This window comes from Streptomyces sp. ISL-96 (assembly GCF_018614035.1).
GTDB lineage: Bacteria > Actinomycetota > Actinomycetes > Streptomycetales > Streptomycetaceae > Streptomyces.
This window is the reverse complement of the sequence record NZ_JAGGPA010000035.1, coordinates 1-15,359: the sequence shown is the minus strand read 5'-3', so window position 1 is coordinate 15,359 and position 15,359 is coordinate 1. Positions and strand designations below refer to the sequence as shown.

At 70.6% G+C, this 15,359-nt stretch carries 13 protein-coding genes; 6 read left to right on the top strand and 7 right to left on the bottom strand.

Features of this window, described 5'->3' with window-relative positions:
• Positions 1-4 precede the first annotated feature (4 nt).
• On the top strand, positions 5-1,177 hold the full coding sequence (locus J7E96_RS22165; RefSeq protein ID WP_215133414.1) for a winged helix-turn-helix domain-containing protein: 1,173 nt from the start codon (positions 5-7) through the stop codon (positions 1,175-1,177).
• Here the strand turns inward: J7E96_RS22165 and J7E96_RS22160 are convergent.
• The 7 genes from J7E96_RS22160 to mtnA all read right to left on the bottom strand — a co-directional run bounded on the left by J7E96_RS22160 (position 1,170) and on the right by mtnA (position 9,669).
• A complete protein-coding gene (locus J7E96_RS22160) occupies positions 1,170-1,925 on the bottom strand; it encodes a response regulator transcription factor (RefSeq protein ID WP_215133413.1) in 756 nt (251 codons plus the stop codon). The genes J7E96_RS22165 and J7E96_RS22160 overlap by 8 nt on opposite strands.
• Before the next feature lie 221 nt (positions 1,926-2,146).
• The gene (gene hpf / locus J7E96_RS22155) at positions 2,147-2,836 is read right to left on the bottom strand and encodes a ribosome hibernation-promoting factor, HPF/YfiA family (RefSeq protein WP_215133497.1); all 690 of its coding nucleotides are present in this window, start codon (positions 2,834-2,836) and stop codon (positions 2,147-2,149) included.
• 315 nt (positions 2,837-3,151) lie between these two features.
• Entirely contained in the window at positions 3,152-3,880 is a 729-nt protein-coding gene (locus J7E96_RS22150) for a ComF family protein (protein ID WP_215133412.1), read from the bottom strand.
• A gap of 71 nt (positions 3,881-3,951) precedes the next feature.
• Positions 3,952-5,838, bottom strand: coding sequence for an LpqB family beta-propeller domain-containing protein (locus tag J7E96_RS22145; RefSeq protein WP_308296075.1), 1,887 nt, complete (start codon positions 5,836-5,838; stop codon positions 3,952-3,954).
• Positions 5,828-7,819 carry an MtrAB system histidine kinase MtrB gene (mtrB, locus tag J7E96_RS22140; protein ID WP_215133411.1) on the bottom strand — a complete coding sequence of 664 codons (1,992 nt, stop codon included), beginning with the start codon at positions 7,817-7,819 and terminating at the stop codon, positions 5,828-5,830. The genes J7E96_RS22145 and mtrB overlap by 11 nt, the downstream gene beginning before the upstream one ends.
• 1 nt (position 7,820) lies before the next feature.
• On the bottom strand, positions 7,821-8,510 hold the full coding sequence (mtrA, locus tag J7E96_RS22135; RefSeq protein ID WP_187281934.1) for a two-component system response regulator MtrA: 690 nt from the start codon (positions 8,508-8,510) through the stop codon (positions 7,821-7,823).
• Between the two features lie 4 nt (positions 8,511-8,514).
• On the bottom strand, positions 8,515-9,669 hold the full coding sequence (mtnA, locus tag J7E96_RS22130; RefSeq protein WP_215133410.1) for an S-methyl-5-thioribose-1-phosphate isomerase: 1,155 nt from the start codon (positions 9,667-9,669) through the stop codon (positions 8,515-8,517).
• Between the two features lie 140 nt (positions 9,670-9,809).
• On the opposite strand from mtnA, the gene J7E96_RS22125 reads away from it, so the two are divergent.
• The 5 genes from J7E96_RS22125 to J7E96_RS22105 are packed head-to-tail and all read left to right on the top strand — an operon-like array spanning position 9,810 to position 15,218.
• Complete coding sequence (locus J7E96_RS22125) at positions 9,810-11,048, top strand: hypothetical protein (protein ID WP_215133409.1); 1,239 nt, start codon at positions 9,810-9,812, stop codon at positions 11,046-11,048.
• A gap of 4 nt (positions 11,049-11,052) precedes the next feature.
• Complete coding sequence (locus J7E96_RS22120; RefSeq protein WP_215133408.1) at positions 11,053-11,742, top strand: DUF4129 domain-containing protein; 690 nt, start codon at positions 11,053-11,055, stop codon at positions 11,740-11,742.
• Complete coding sequence (locus tag J7E96_RS22115; RefSeq protein WP_215133407.1) at positions 11,739-12,923, top strand: DUF4350 domain-containing protein; 1,185 nt, start codon at positions 11,739-11,741, stop codon at positions 12,921-12,923. The genes J7E96_RS22120 and J7E96_RS22115 overlap by 4 nt, the downstream gene beginning before the upstream one ends.
• Positions 12,920-13,894 carry a MoxR family ATPase gene (locus tag J7E96_RS22110; protein ID WP_215133406.1) on the top strand — a complete coding sequence of 325 codons (975 nt, stop codon included), beginning with the start codon at positions 12,920-12,922 and terminating at the stop codon, positions 13,892-13,894. Before J7E96_RS22115 ends, J7E96_RS22110 begins: the two co-directional genes overlap by 4 nt.
• Before the next feature lie 13 nt (positions 13,895-13,907).
• Positions 13,908-15,218 carry a DUF58 domain-containing protein gene (locus J7E96_RS22105; RefSeq protein WP_215133495.1) on the top strand — a complete coding sequence of 437 codons (1,311 nt, stop codon included), beginning with the start codon at positions 13,908-13,910 and terminating at the stop codon, positions 15,216-15,218.
• Positions 15,219-15,359: the final 141 nt, after the last annotated feature.

Below are 15,359 nucleotides of genomic sequence, written 5' to 3'. Positions count from 1 at the left end.
GGTCATGACCAGTCTGCTGTCGCCCACCACGTCTCTGTCCGCCGACGAGGCCCGCAGGATCGCCCTGCGCGCGCAGGGGTTCCTGGGCGCCCCGGACCGGCGGGGCGGGGTGCGCGGCGTGCTGCGCCACCTGGGCGCGGTGCAGCTCGACACGATCTCCGTGCTGGCCCGTTCCCACGAGCTGATTCCGTACGCCCGGCTCGGCGCCGTAGGCCGTACGACCGTCGACGCCGCCTACTGGACCGGCGCTCACGCCTTCGAGTACTGGTCGCACGCCGCGTGCATCCTGCCCATGGAGGAATGGCCGCACTTCGCGTTCCGCCGCCGCGCCTATCGCGACCGCCCGCACTGGCACCACGACCTCCCGGACGGCTCGTACGACGCGGTGATCAAGCAGCTGCGCGCCGAAGGCCCGCTAACGGCGACCGACTTGGGCGGTGCCAAGAACGGCGGCGAGTGGTGGGACTGGTCGGCGTCGAAGGTGGCCGTCGAGCGGGCGCTGATGTACGGCGAGGTGGTGTGCACCGAGCGGCGCGGCTGGAAGCGGGTCTACGACCTGGCCGAGCGCGCCGTCCCGGACGCCGTGTACCACGACGACCTGGATGACACCGAGTGCCTTCGCCGCCTCGTGCGGCTGGCCGGACAGTCCCTGGGCGTCGGCACGCGCGCCGACATCGCGGACTACCACCGCCTCAAGGGCGAGCAGGTCGAGGCCGTGATCGCCGAGTCGGGCCTGGTGCCGGTCGAGGTCGAGGGCTGGGCCAAGCCCGCCTGGGCCGACCCCGAGGCGCTGGCGACCACCCCGCGCGGCCGCCACCGCACGACGCTGCTGTCGCCCTTCGACTCCCTCATCTGGGACCGCCCGCGCACCGAGCGCCTCTTCGGCTTCACTCACCGCCTGGAGGCGTACGTCCCCAAGCCGAAGCGGATACACGGGTACTTCGCGATGCCGCTGCTCGCGGGCGGCCGGCTGCTGGGCCGCGTCGACCCGGCGCGCGAGGGAAAGACCCTGGTGGCGCGCCAGGTCTCACTGGAGGGCCGGAAGGCGGTCCGGCCGATGGCCGAGGCACTGGTCGAGGCCGCTCAGTGGGTCGGCTGCACGGACGTACGCCTGGAGCGCGTCGACGCACCCGACCTGCGCAGTGCGCTGAGCACGGAACTGGCCCGCCTCACCTGATCTCCAGGATCTTCTCCCGCATCGCGTAAACGACCGCCTCCATCCTGGAGTGCAGCTGCAACTTCTCCAGGATGTTCCGGACGTGGTTCTTCACCGTGTTCTCGGAGATGAACAACTCCTTGGCGATGTCACGGTTGTTCATGCCCGTCGCGACGAGCTTGAGGACCTCCAGCTCCCGCTCGGTCAGCCGCGGCGCCGGGACGAGCCGGCGCTCGTCGGTGCGCTGGATCATCGATTTGAACTCGGTGAGGAGCTTCGACGCCATCGAGGGGCTAATCTGGGACTGGCCGTCGGCCACCGCCCGGATCGCGGTCGCCACCTCGTCCGTGGAGATCTCCTTGAGGAGATACCCCGTCGCCCCCGCCTTGATCGCGTCGTAGAGGTCCGCCTCCTCGTCGCTTATCGTCAGCATGATGATCTTCGCGCTGGGCGCCACCTCCTTGATCGAGGTGCACGCCTCGATGCCGCCGCGCTTGGGCATCCGTACGTCCATCAGCACGATGTCGGGCAGCAGATCGGCGGCCTTGTCCACGGCCTCCGCCCCGTCCGCCGCCTCGCCGACGACCTGAATGTCCTCCTCCTGCGCGAGGACGATCTCCAGCCCCCGGCGAAACAGGGCGTGATCGTCCACGACCAGCACCCTGATGGGCTCCTTGCGCGCCCCCCCGGCGTCCGTACCCGAACCGCCGACCCCGTCGGCGTCCCCCATGTCGGACTCGTCCTGCACCGGACCGAAGCTGTCCGCCATCGTTCCTCCCCCTGAAGGCCGTGGCCCGAAATTCATGAGCTGCCCCAACCACAGTGTGGTGAGCACCGATTGGCTTGCGACGCCATGATTTCATGCCCGGACGACAGAGCGGTGATCCTGCGGTCGCACGATGGTGCCCCTGGGGGCGCACAGGCGCTCCAGGGGCACCATCACAGATGGGTACGGCGCGCTGCCCGCATCGGTTCAGCGTGCCCGGCGAATCACCCGCCGAGTGCACCACCGGCGCCGCCCGCGTCGGTTTCGGCGAGGGGGTCGGTCGTAAGGCGGATAACGCCGTAGTCGTAGGCGTGCCGCCGGTAGACGACACTGGGCTCCTTCGTCTCGGAGTCGACGTAGAGGTAGAAGTCGTGCCCGACCAGCTCCATTTCGTAGAGCGCCTGGTCGAGCGACATCGGAGCCGCGACGTGTGTCTTCTCGCGGACCACCAGCGGTCCTTCGCCCTGCACTTCGAGCGGTCCGATCCTGGTGGTGGGAATGGTGGGCGGCGCCTCCTCGGCGACCAGCAGCCCATTGCCGTTGATGGCTGCGGCACCCGGCACCGCCGCACCCACCTCGGCGGCGGACAGCCTGCCATTGCCACGACGCGTGTGGCGCTTGTCGTGCTGCCTCCGCAGCCGCGCCTCCAGCTTCCCCGTGGCCAGGTCCAGCGCTGCGTACGGGTCACCGGCCGAAGCCTCGGCCCGGATCACCGGGCCACGCGAGCGAAGTGTGATCTCCACCCGGTCGGAACGGTCCGCCTGTCGCGGGTTGGGCTCCTTGGACACCTCGACGTCAAGGCTGATCACCTTGGCGTCGATTTTCTGGATTTTCTCCAGGTTCAGCTTCTCGGCCACGTGCTTGCGGAACCTCTCGGGCACCTCGGTCTTGCGGCCCTTGACGACGATGTCCACGCAGAACTCCGTTCCCGGATAGCCCCGCTTCAGCTGCGGAGCGTCTCCCTTTCGCACCAGGTTCCGGTGATCACCGGAACCTCGGACTTGGTGACTTTCACCTCCTCCTCCCCAGTCGACAAGATCCCCACCCCATCGACTTCGGGCTGAAGAGGAAACCCGAAGCGCAGCCGTCCCAATAAGTGAGGCACAGGGTCTGCTTTTCCTCACAACCGAACATAGCTCGCTCGGACGCTTGTCGGCACCCGCTACCGGCGCGTACCTCCGTTCAAGTGCATTTCCCCTCTCTCCACCTGCAACGATCCAAGTTCCCCGTCAGTTCCGGTTTATTTCGAACGAGAGCGCCGGGGCCGCGACTACGGCCGCGCTCACCTGTGCGGATACGGAAATCAGCCTTTCCTGGGTGGCACTCAGTGCACGGGCCGCCTCCGCCAGGGAGGCACCCGTTGTCATGAGATCGTCCACCAGCACGGCCCGGCCGCCTTCCAGGAGCCGCCCGCCGCCCGCGACGACCTCCAGGGCTCCCGCCAGGTTCGCCGCCCGCTCCCGGGCGCTCAGGCCCGCCTGGTCACTCACCGCCCGCCGCTGCCTCAGTACGGCGAGCACTCGGGCGGGCACTCCGGTGCGCCGCAGCTCGCCGGCGGCGGCCAGTGCGATCCGGCGCGCCGGATCATGCCCGCGCGCCCTGACCGCGCCGCGCGCGGACGGTACGGGTACAAGCAGCAGCGGCCCCGCGGTCTTGGCCTGCGGCCAGGTCACCGCGGCCCGCACCGCGCCCGCCAGCGCGCTGCCGAGCGCCCCCGCGAGCCCCAGTGCGCCCCGCTCCTTGTGCCCGAGCAGCACGGCCCGTACCGCGTCCTCGTACGGAGCGGCGGCATGGACCGCCGGCAGCCCCGGCGGCTCCGGCGACGGGCGCACCCGGCCCGCTGCGCCGCCGTACAACGCCTGCCCGCACTCGGCGCACAGCACCGTGCGCGGCCTGCCGCAGCCGCCGCACGCGACCGGCAGCACCAGACCGGCGACCTCCTGCCACCACCCGTGCATGGACTCCACTGTGCCCAGCGAAGCGCGCCGCAATCACCCCTGGGGAAAACCCGGTTGCCGGTCGTACCGAGCTAACCCGGATAGACCGGATACGACCCCTTGCTGACCACCGTCTTCCAGTTCGCGCCGGGCGGCAGCCGCACGATGCCGTCCTCCACCGAGTGCGCCAGCAGCGGCAGCCGGTCGTCGTCCGCCGAAGCGACCGCCGTCACCCGGTTCACGCCCGGCACCGCCTGGGCGTCCGACGTCGAACCGTCCGTCTGCAGATACCGCAGCTGCTGCACCCCGCCGGACTCGCGGCCGACGACCACCAGGCGGCTGCGTCCGGCCCACGACACGGCCGTCACTTCCTCCATCTGAGGCGCGATGGGCCGCAGGTCGACGACGGACACTTCCGGCCTGTCCGCGGGCCCGTGCCGCTCGACCCGGCCGAGCTTCAGGGTCGTCCGGCCGTCCTGCGTCACCAGCAGCGCGATCCGTACGCCGTCCGCCGACACCTTCAGCGCCTCGATACGAGCCCCGTCGAGGCCGTCGACGACCTTGACCTCTTCCGCCTTCCCCTCGCCGCCCGCCAGCCGCAGCAGCCGCGGCTGACGCGGGTCCCGGTCGGCCACCCACAGATCGCCCCGCCCGTCCCAGCTCGGCGCCGAGAGGCGGTCCTTCCCCTGCTTACCGCTGCTGGTCAGCGCCGGCTCCCCGGGCTCGCTGTCGGAGACGACGGACGCCACATACAGCGAGCGCGCGTCCAGCGACACCCCCGCAGCGTGCCGTTCATTGCGCGCCACCGCGACCGCGCTCAGACGCCGTTCGCCGTTGCCGAGCGGGCCCGGCACAGGGGCGGCCTCATCGTCGGCGCCGGTGTTCTCGGTGCTTGCCACCATCCGTACGAGACGCTGCTTGGGGTCGAGGAAGTACTGGTAGTCCGGACTCCCCGAGGCCCGTTCCGGAGCAAAGTCCTCCGCCTGGTCCCCGCCGAGCACGCACAGCGTCGAACCGTCCGACCGCTGCAACTCCACTTGGCCGACCCGGTACGACGTCAGGTCACGCAGCGTGAAGAGCAGTTGGGCGGCCATCTCCCTGCACCGCTTCTGGCCGACGTTGGACGCCTTCCCGTTGAGCGGCACCTTGAGAGCGTTCCGGTCGTCGAACGCGAGTGACTTGGCGCCGTCCTCGAGCTTCAGCGCCGTACCCGTGGGGAAGCTCGAACCGACCACCGGTTTGAGCCAGTTGGTCGGTCCGCTCAGCAACGCCTCGACCGTCTGCGTCACCGGATCCATCTGGGTCTGCGGGTCCATGCGCTTGCGTACGTACACCGGGTCGGCGACCAGCCACGGATGAGCCGCACCGGCCCCCTGCGACGACGTACCGGAAGCGAAGTAGTACTTGTTGACGGAGCGGTAGATGCGCTCGAAGTCCGACTCACCGAGCACCAGCCCCTGCGGCAGGCCGTCGATGCGCCACTCCTTGCCGTCCGGGCCGTTCTGCCTGCTGAGATGAAGCGTCTCGTGATACGGGCGGTTGACCGGCTGGTACGCGCGCTGCCCGTTCACTTCGGCGATCTTCGTGCCGGTCAGCGCGTACGTATAGGCGCCGCCCTCGCGGTCATTGGCCCGCTGGTCCTGCGGCACCGGGCCGTCGTCCAGCACCGCGACCTGCGTCGGGTTCCACTCCTGGGACGCCTTCTTCGTCAGGTACTTGCGGGCCGTGGCGAACTGGGGGTCGTCGCCCGTCATCGCCTCCAGGAAACCCTCGACGATCTCGTTCGGCTGGGCACCCTTCCTCGGCGCCATCCCGTACACCCGCACCTGCGAGTCGCCCCGCGGGGACGCCTCCACGGCCTCCACGTCGCCGCTGTCCGGCATGGACGCGCAGCCGGCCAGCAGCAGACCGCCGCACCCCAGCAGCACCGTCGTCCGCGGCACCCACCACCGGCCGCCGCGCAATCGCTCAGTGCCCACGGGTGATGTCCTTCCGGTCCGTCTGCGATGAACTGTCCCCGTCGCCCGACGACCGCGCCACAACCCGGGCCCCACTGCCCGGCAGCGCCGTCGGATCCGCCGCCGGCGCCGCCCGCGTCGCCGCGGGCAGTGGCGAGCGCTCGGCGTTCGGCTGTGCGGGCACCCTCGCGAGCCGGTTGGCGCCGCCGCCCGGCCGGTCTCCCGTCACCCGGCTGTCCGCCTCCGCGCGCTCGCGCGCACGCCGTGAATCCTCGGGCTCCAGCGGAATCGGAGAGCCGCGCAGCGACTCGTCGGCCGTACGCGGCAGGGTGAGCCTGAACTGTGATCCGCCGCCCGGCTCTCCCCACGCCTGAAGCCAGCCGCCGTGCAGCCGCGCGTCCTCCACGGCGATGGACAGGCCGAGGCCGGTACCACCCGTGTGGCGCGCACGCGCCGGATCGGCCCGCCAGAACCGGTTGAACACCCGCGTCGCCTCCCCCGGCTTCAGCCCGACGCCGTAGTCACGGACCGCCACGGCGACAGCGCCACCCGCGGCGCCCAGCCGGACCACGACATCCCGGCCCTCACCGTGCTCGACGGCATTGACCACAAGATTGCGAAGTACGCGCTCCACCCGCCGCGCATCGGCCTCGGCAACCACGGGCTGCTCATCACCGGTCACCCGTATCCGGGTCCCCTTGCGCTCGGCCAGCGGTTCGGCGCCCTCGATGACCCGGCGTACGACCTCACGCAGGTCTATCGGTTCCGCCTCCAGAGCCGCCGCACCCGCGTCGAACCGGCTGATCTCCAGCAGGTCGGCGAGCAGCGACTCGAAGCGGTCGAGCTGCCCGGCGAGCAGTTCGGCGGACCGTGCGGTCACCGGATCAAAATCAGCCCGCGCCTCATGAATGACATCGGCGGCCATCCGTACGGTCGTCAGCGGCGTACGCAGCTCGTGCGAGACGTCCGACACGAAGCGCCGCTGGAGCCGGGACAGCTCCTCCAGCTGCTGGATCTTGACCTGCAGGTTCTGCGCCATCTTGTTGAAGGCCTCGCCGAGCCGCGCGATGTCGTCCTCGCCCGTGACCTTCATACGTTCCTGGAGCCGGCCGGCGGACAGCCGCTCGGCGACCCCGGCGGCCATCCGCACAGGCGTGACGACCTGCCGCACCACCAGCCAGGCGATGCCGCCGAACAGCACGACAACGAACACCCCCGCGGTGGCGAGCGTGGTCTTCACCAGACTGAGCGACTCCTCCTCCTGCGTCAGCGGAAAGAGGTAGTAGAGCTGATACGGCTGACCACTGTTGTCATTGAGCTGCTTCCCGATGACCAGACCTGGCTCGGACGGCTCCTGCGCGTCCGTGTACGTAATCCTGACAAAAGCCTTGTGCGCCTTGCCGGTCCCCTGGTCGATCGCGTCCCGCAGCTGCTGCGGCACGCTCGCGCTCTGGTTCACCCCGCCCGACGCGCGCGGCCCGCGATTGCTGGCACTCTCGTCGTCCGAATCAGCACTGAGTGCCACCACGTGGAAAGCCTGTCGGCCGCCGCTGGCGAGCTGCTCCACGAGCTCGGTCCTCCAGTTGGTGGAGTTACGAGCGGTCACCCTGGCCTGCGAGCTGTCACCGGCGCCCGTTCCCGCGACGGTACGGGCCTTCTCCTCCGCCACGTCGAATCCACCGGCCGCCTGGCTCTGGGCAGCCTCCTGCTTCGCGTCGAGCAGGCCATTACGCACCTGCCACATCACCACGAAGCCGAGCAGCAGCACCACACCGAGCGACATCAGCAGCGAGCCGACGACGACGCGCAGCTGGATGTTCCGCCGCCACAACCGCAGCGAAGGCAGCAGCGGCCGCCGCACCCAGCGCGCGAAGAGCCGCAGGGCAGGACCGCCCTGCACGAAACGTCCGATCCTGGACGTCCGTCGCCGAGGACCGGCAGCCCGCCCCGTACGGACTCCCGGCTCCCCCCCGGGCATCGGAGCAGCGCTGCCTCGGCTCATATCAGCTCGGTCCGGCCTTGTAACCGACCCCGCGGACGGTCACAACGATCTCCGGACGCTCCGGGTCCTTCTCCACCTTCGACCGCAACCGCTGGACATGGACATTGACCAGTCGGGTGTCCGCGGCATGGCGATAACCCCACACCTGCTCCAGCAGCACCTCGCGGGTGAACACCTGCCAGGGCTTGCGGGCGAGCGCGACCAGCAGGTCGAACTCGAGCGGCGTCAGGGCGATGGACTGCCCCTCCCGCTTCACGGAATGACCGGCCACGTCAATGACCAGGTCCCCGATTGCCAGCTGTTCCGGCGCCGGCTCCTCCGACCTCCTCAGTCGCGCCCTGATACGGGCGACGAGCTCCTTGGGCTTGAACGGCTTGACGATGTAGTCGTCAGCGCCGGACTCCAGCCCCACCACCACATCTACGGTGTCGCTCTTGGCGGTGAGCATGACGATCGGCACCCCGGACTCGGCCCGGATCAGCCGGCAGACTTCGATGCCGTCCCGTCCGGGCAGCATGAGATCCAGCAGCACCAGGTCAGGCTTGGCCTCCCTGAATGCGGCAAGTGCCTTGTCGCCATCCGCTACGAACGACGGCTCAAATCCTTCACCACGCAGCACAATGCCGAGCATCTCGGCCAGTGCGGTGTCGTCGTCGACGACAAGGACGCGTCCCTTCATAAACGACATCATCCCATTAGCTAATCGTTACCTGGCGTGACCTGGCACACAGGTCCGCCAGTGCGGCCCCCGTGACCGGGGAAATTGCACCCTGCTCCGTGACGATCGCGGTCACCAGTTCTGGCGGCGTTACGTCGAAGGCCGGGTTGTACGCCTGTGTCCCCAGCGGCGCCACAGACATCCCGGCCCCGATCCCGGCATCAGATCCAGCCACCAGGACCGACGGCACCGTGAACTCTGTCACCTCCTGCCCCGGCCGCTGCTCCACCTCGATGGAAACACCGTCCGGGGTGCCCAGATCCACCGTGGTCACGGGCGCGACCACGATGAACGGAACGTGGTGGTACTTGGCCAGCACCGCGAGCGGATAGCTCCCCACCTTGTTCGCCACCGAACCGTCGGCCGCGATCCGGTCGGCGCCGATGAGTACGGCGTCCACCTCACCAGCGGCGAAGAGCGAACCCGCCGCATTGTCCGTGAGCAGCGTGTACGCCATGCCGTGCCGTGCCGCCTCGTACGTCGTCAGCCGGGCCCCCTGCAGCAGCGGGCGTGTCTCGTCGACCCACAGCCGCCGCAGCCTGCCCGTCCGGTGCGCGGCCAGCGCCACCGCGAACGCCGTGCCCTCACCGCCCGAGACCAGCGCCCCGGTGTTGCAGTGAGTCAGTACACGGTGCCCGCCTCCCGGCAGCAGTTCCTCCAGGAGAGCCAGCCCGTGCGCGGCCATCCGCGCACTGGCTTCGGCATCGGCCCGGTGCAGCTCCCGCGCGGCGACCAGCGCCGACGCGGCCGCCCGCTCGGCGCCCACCCCCTTCTCCAGGGCCGCCCGGTACGCCGCCGCCGCGTGCCGCACCCCGTACCCGAGGTTCACAGCGGTGGGCCGCGCCCGCTCCAGCAGCCCCACGGCCTCGTCCACGTCGTACCCCCGCGCGGCAGCCAGCGCCACGCCATAGGCGCCGGCCAGCCCCAGCACAGGCGCTCCACGAACAGCGAGCGTCTGGATGGCCTGCACCAGCGCAGGCACATCCGTACAGACCAGCTCGACCTCCTCCGCGGGCAGCCGCGTCTGGTCGAGCAGCACCAGCACGGGACCCTCGGGCGGCTCCTCCCACCGCAGCGTAGGGAGCGGGGGCGGCTCGGCGCCCGCTGGGAATTGCGCGTCCTGATCAGCCATCTGCCCAGTCTGCCCGCTGAGGCGCCCACAATTGAAGGTGCACAGGAGATACGGGGCCCGGTCCGCCGACAGGTGCCCCATGACACGATGGCTGCCAACCTGCCACCGCGACCGCGGACGGGCACCGTGAAGGAGCGACGATGAACGACTCTCCGGGCTGGGCCTCGCCCGGATCTGCCCCCTCCGACGACCAGAAGCCGGGCCTGCCACGGCCCGCCGAGCCGGCCGAGCCGGCCGATCAGAGCGACCCCGCATCGAAGTGGTCGAAGGAGCAGCCCCCGCCAGGCCAGTGGTCCGCCCCCAGCGGCCCTGGCGACCCCGCCGGAGCCCCGCAGCAGCAGCCGGCACGGAACTGGGGCGGCAGGCCCCAGGGCGGCGGCTGGGGCGGTCCTGCGCCCGTAGCCAAGCCCGGAGTGATCCCGCTGCGCCCGCTCGGCATCGGCGAGATCCTCGACGGAGCGGTGTCGACGCTGCGCGCCCACTGGCGCACGGTCCTCGGCATCACGGTCACCGTCGCGGTGATCACGCAGATCTGCGACATCCTGATCCAGCGCTACCTGCTGTCCGCACCGCCCGAGGTCGACCCGAACGCCACGCCGTCCGAGGCCCTGCGCCAGTCGCTCAGCGCGGCGAAGAGCACGCTGGTCAACACATCCCCCACGCTCGCGATCGCTCTCATCGGCACGCTCTTCACCACGGCCCTGCTGACCATGGTGATCAGCCGCTCCGTACTCGGCCGCCCGGTGACACTCGCCGACGCCTGGCGCGAGGCCAAGCCCCAGCTGCCCCAGCTGCTCGGCCTGACCCTCCTGCTCCCCCTCCTCGCCGCGGCGATCATGACGGTCGGCATCCTCCCCGGCCTCCTGCTGGGCGGCGCAGTAGGTACCACCCTTGCGCTCCTCCTCGGTACGGCGGCCTTCGTCGCCGTCCTGTGGCTGATGGTCCACTTCAGCCTCGCGTCGCCCGCCCTGATGCTGGAGAGGCAGAGCATCATGAAGTCGCTGAGCCGCTCGGCCAAGCTGGTCAGCGGCGCCTGGTGGCGGGTCTTCGGCATCATGCTGCTCACGATGGTGCTCACCTTCATCGTGTCGATGATCATCACCCTGCCGTTCGGTCTCGCCGCCATCGCCGCGGACGACGGCCTGGACGGACTGTTCACCGGGGAGACTCCGGAGTTCGGCTGGCCCTTCCTGATCATCACCGGCATCGGCGCCGTGATCGCCTCCTCGATCACCTACCCGATCAACGCCGGCGTGACGGTTCTGCTCTACATCGACCAGCGCATCCGCCGCGAGGCTCTCGACCTGGAGCTCGCCCGCGCCGCGGGCGTCCCCGGCTACGGCCCCCAGCAGCCCACCGACACCACACCCGGGAGCTGATGCGGTGTCCACAGCGGGGGGCAGGACAGCAGCGAGCCTCCGGGCTCGCGCAAATGACGACGTTCCGGTGGACATTCCGCGCTCCCCGGCCCGAGAGGCCGCGGAGCGCGAACTGTCCAAGCCGATGTACCACGAGAACGACCCGAGCTTCCTCGAACGCGCCATCGACCGCTTCTGGGAGTGGGTCAACGACCTGTTCAGCGCGGCGTCCGGAGCCACCCCCGGAGGCGCGGTGGGGCTCGTGGTCGTCGTCGTACTCGTCGTGCTCCTCGCCGCCGGCCTGTGGCTTCGGCTCGGCACGCCCCAACGCACCCCTGCCCCCGAGGGGAAGCTGTTCGACGAAGGCCCGCGCAGCGCGGCGGAGCACCGCACCGCCGCCGAGGCACACGCCGCCGCACAGCGCTGGAACCAGGCCGTCCAGGAACGGATGCGGGCCGTCGTACGCTCCCTGGAAGAACGCGCCCTCCTCGACCCGCGCCCCGGCCGCACCGCGGACGAGGCCGCCGCGGAAGCCGGACAGTCCCTCCCCGCCCACGCCGGCCGACTGCGCGCCGCCGCCCGCGAATTCGACGACGTCACATACGGCGGCCGCACCGCCGACCAGCAGGCGTACCAGCGCCTGAGCGAACTCGACTCCGCCGTCGAGCGCACAAAGCCGCTGCTCAGCGGCGCGTCCCAAGGAGCCGCGGAATGACCGGAGCTCCCACCGGCTCCACCTCGGCCTCCCCCACCGCCCGCCAGATCTGGACACGCACCCGCGGCCTCCTTCTCGGCCTGGTCGCCATCCTGGTCGCCGGTATCGCCATCGCCGCCGTACGCTCCGGCGACCAGCACGGCCGACTCGACCCGCGCTCCGCCGACCCCCACGGCAGCCGCGCCGCAGCCGAACTCCTCAAGGCCCGTGGCGTCACCACCCACGTGGTCACCACCCTCGACGAGGCCACGGCCGCCGCGACCGCCGACAGCACTCTGCTCGTCACCGCCCCCAATCTCCTGACAGCCCGGCAGCAGAACCAACTCCGCACCACCATGCGGGAATCCGCGTCCCGTACGGTGCTCCTCGCCCCCGGCTCCCCCTCCATCCCCAGGCTCGCCCCCGGCGTGCGCGTCGAGCGGCGCACCACCGTGTCGCCGCGCTCCCCCCAGTGCTCGCTGCCCGCCGCGCTCCGCGCAGGCGACGCCGACACCGGCGGGTTCCGCTACACCACCGAGGCCCCCGACGCCGATGCCTGCTACCCCGGCGACGGCCTCGCGACCGTCCTGCGCGTACCGCACACCGCAAGCAGCGACACCGTCCTGCTCGGCGCGCCGGACATCCTCTACAACGACCGCCTCGACAAGCAGGGCAACGCCTCGCTCGCCCTTCAACTCCTCGGCTCCCGGCCTCATCTCGTCTGGTACCTCCCCTCGCTCGGCGATGCCTCGGCCACCGACGGTGGCGAAAGCAGCTTCTACGACCTGGTCCCTCGCGGCTGGCTCTGGGGAACCCTCCAACTCACCCTCGCCGCCGTACTCACCGCCATCTGGCGCGGCCGCCGACTGGGCCCCCTCGTCACCGAACAGCTCCCCGTGGCCGTCCGGGCCTCCGAGACCACCGAGGGCCGCGCCCGCCTCTACCGCAGAGCCGACGCCCGCGACCGCGCAGCCTCGGCCCTCCGCTCGGCAACCCGCACTCGCCTGGCCCCCCTTCTCGGCGTGCCCGCCTCCCGGGCTCACGCCTCCGACACACTTCTCCCAGCCGTCTCCGCCCACCTGCCGACAACCGGCCGGGACCTCCCCGCCCTCCTCTTCGGCACCGCACCCTCCAACGACGCCGGCCTCATCCGCCTGGCAGACGAACTCGACGCCCTCGAAAGAGAGGTACGCGCTTCATGAGCGCCCAGCCCGCAGAGAACCCAGACAGCGCCCGAGCCTCCCTCGAAGCCCTGCGCACCGAGATCGCGAAGGCCGTGGTCGGCCAGGATCCCGCTGTCACCGGACTCGTCGTAGCCCTGCTCTGCCGAGGCCACGTCCTGCTCGAAGGAGTCCCCGGAGTAGCCAAGACGCTGCTCGTCCGCGCCCTCGCGGCCTCCCTCGAACTGGACACGAAGCGCGTCCAGTTCACCCCCGACCTCATGCCCAGCGACGTCACGGGCTCCCTGGTCTACGACGCCCGCACCGCCGAGTTCTCCTTCCAGCCCGGCCCCGTCTTCACGAACCTCCTCCTCGCGGACGAGATCAACCGCACGCCCCCCAAGACCCAGGCGTCGCTCCTGGAGGCCATGGAGGAGCGTCAGGTCACCGTCGACGGCACGCCCCGCCCCCTGCCCGACCCCTTCCTGGTCGCAGCGACCCAGAACCCCGTGGAGTACGAGGGCACTTACCCCCTCCCCGAGGCGCAGCTGGACCGATTCCTCCTCAAGCTCACCGTCCCGCTCCCGTCCCGCGAGGACGAGATCGGCGTCCTGACCCGCCACGCGGAGGGCTTCAACCCCCGCGACCTGCACGCAGCCGGCCTACGCCCGGCCGCCGGCCCCGCCGACCTGGAAGCGGCCCGTGCTGCCGTGGCCAAAACCGCGGTCTCCGCCGAGATCACCGGCTACGTCGTCGATATCTGCCGTGCCACTCGAGAATCCCCCTCGCTCACTCTCGGCGTCTCACCCCGAGGCGCCACCGCTCTGCTCTCCACCGCCCGCGCCTGGGCCTGGCTCACCGGCCGGGACTATGTCATCCCCGACGACGTGAAAGCCCTGGCTCTGCCCACCCTGCGCCACCGCATCCAGCTCCGGCCCGAGGCGGAGATGGAAGGAGTCACCGCGGACTCCGTCATCACCGCGATCCTCGCCCACGTCCCCGTCCCCCGCTGATGAGGCGATGACCGTGGCCCTCACCGGACGAACCGCACTGCTCGCCGCTCTCGGCGCGATCCCCATCGGCATCCTCGCGCCGAACTGGTCCGGGGTCCTCGCCGTGAACGCTCCCCTCACGCTCGCAATTCTGTGCGACTACGCCCTGGCCGCGCCAGTGCGAAAGCTCCGTTTCACCCGAAGTGGTGAAACGTCAGTTCGATTGGGTGACGGCGCCGAGATCCAGTTGACCGTCACGAACTTTTCGGGCCGCCCCCTGCGTGCCCAGCTCCGCGACGCCTGGCCGCCCAGCAGCTGGCCAACGGGCACCGAACAGGCCGCCTCACGCCACGAGCTGACCATCCCCGCGGGAGAGCGCCGCCGCCTCACCACCGCACTACGCCCCACCCGCCGCGGCGACCGCCACGCCGAACGGGTCACCGTCCGCTCCTACGGACCGCTGGGCCTGGCAGCCCGCCAGGGCAGTCACCGGGTTCCCTGGACCATCCGCGTCCTGCCGCCCTTCACAAGCCGCAAGCATCTCCCGTCCAAGCTGGCCCGCCTTCGCGAACTCGACGGCCGCACCAGCGTCCTGACCCGCGGCGAAGGCACCGAGTTCGACAGCCTCCGCGACTACGTTCCCGGCGACGACACCCGCTCCATCGACTGGCGCGCCACCGCCCGGCAGAACACCGTCGCCGTACGCACCTGGCGCCCGGAACGCGACCGTCACATCCTGGTCGTCCTCGACACCGGCCGCACCTCGGCCGGCCGCGTCGGTGACGTACCGCGCCTGGACGCCTCCATGGACGCCGCCCTTCTCCTCGCTGCTCTGGCCTCGCGCGCGGGCGACCGCGTCGACCTCCTGGCCTACGACCGCCGCATCCGCGCCCAGGTCCAGGGCCGCACCGCAGGCGACGTCCTGCCGGCCCTGGTAAACGCTCTGGCCCCGCTGGAGCCCGCGCTGGTCGAAACCGACGCCCGGGGCCTCAGCGCCGCAGCACTGGCATACGCCCCCCGCCGTTCCCTGATCGTGCTGCTGACCGGCCTGGACGCCGCCCCGGTCGAAGAAGGTATCCTCCCCGTACTGCCGCAGCTCACCCAGCGCCACACCGTTCTGGTGGCCTCGGTAGCCGATCCCCGCGTCGAGCAAATGGCAACCGGCCGCGGCACAGTCGACGCGGTTTACGAAGCCGCTGCGGCTACCCAGGCACAGGAAGAGCGCCGCCGCACAGCGGAGAAACTTACCCGCCACAACGTCACCGTCGTCGACACCACCCCCGAGGACCTGGCACCAGCTCTCGCCGACGCGTACCTCGCACTCAAAGCAGCCGGCCGCCTGTAAAGGCAGTTACCTACAAAGAAAGGCCCTGCCGACGGGCGGCAAGGCCTTGAACGCAGAAAAGCCCCGCACCATAAGGTGCGGGGCTTTCCCACAATGATTGTTCGGCGGCGTCCTACTCTCCCACAGGGTCCCCCCTGCAGT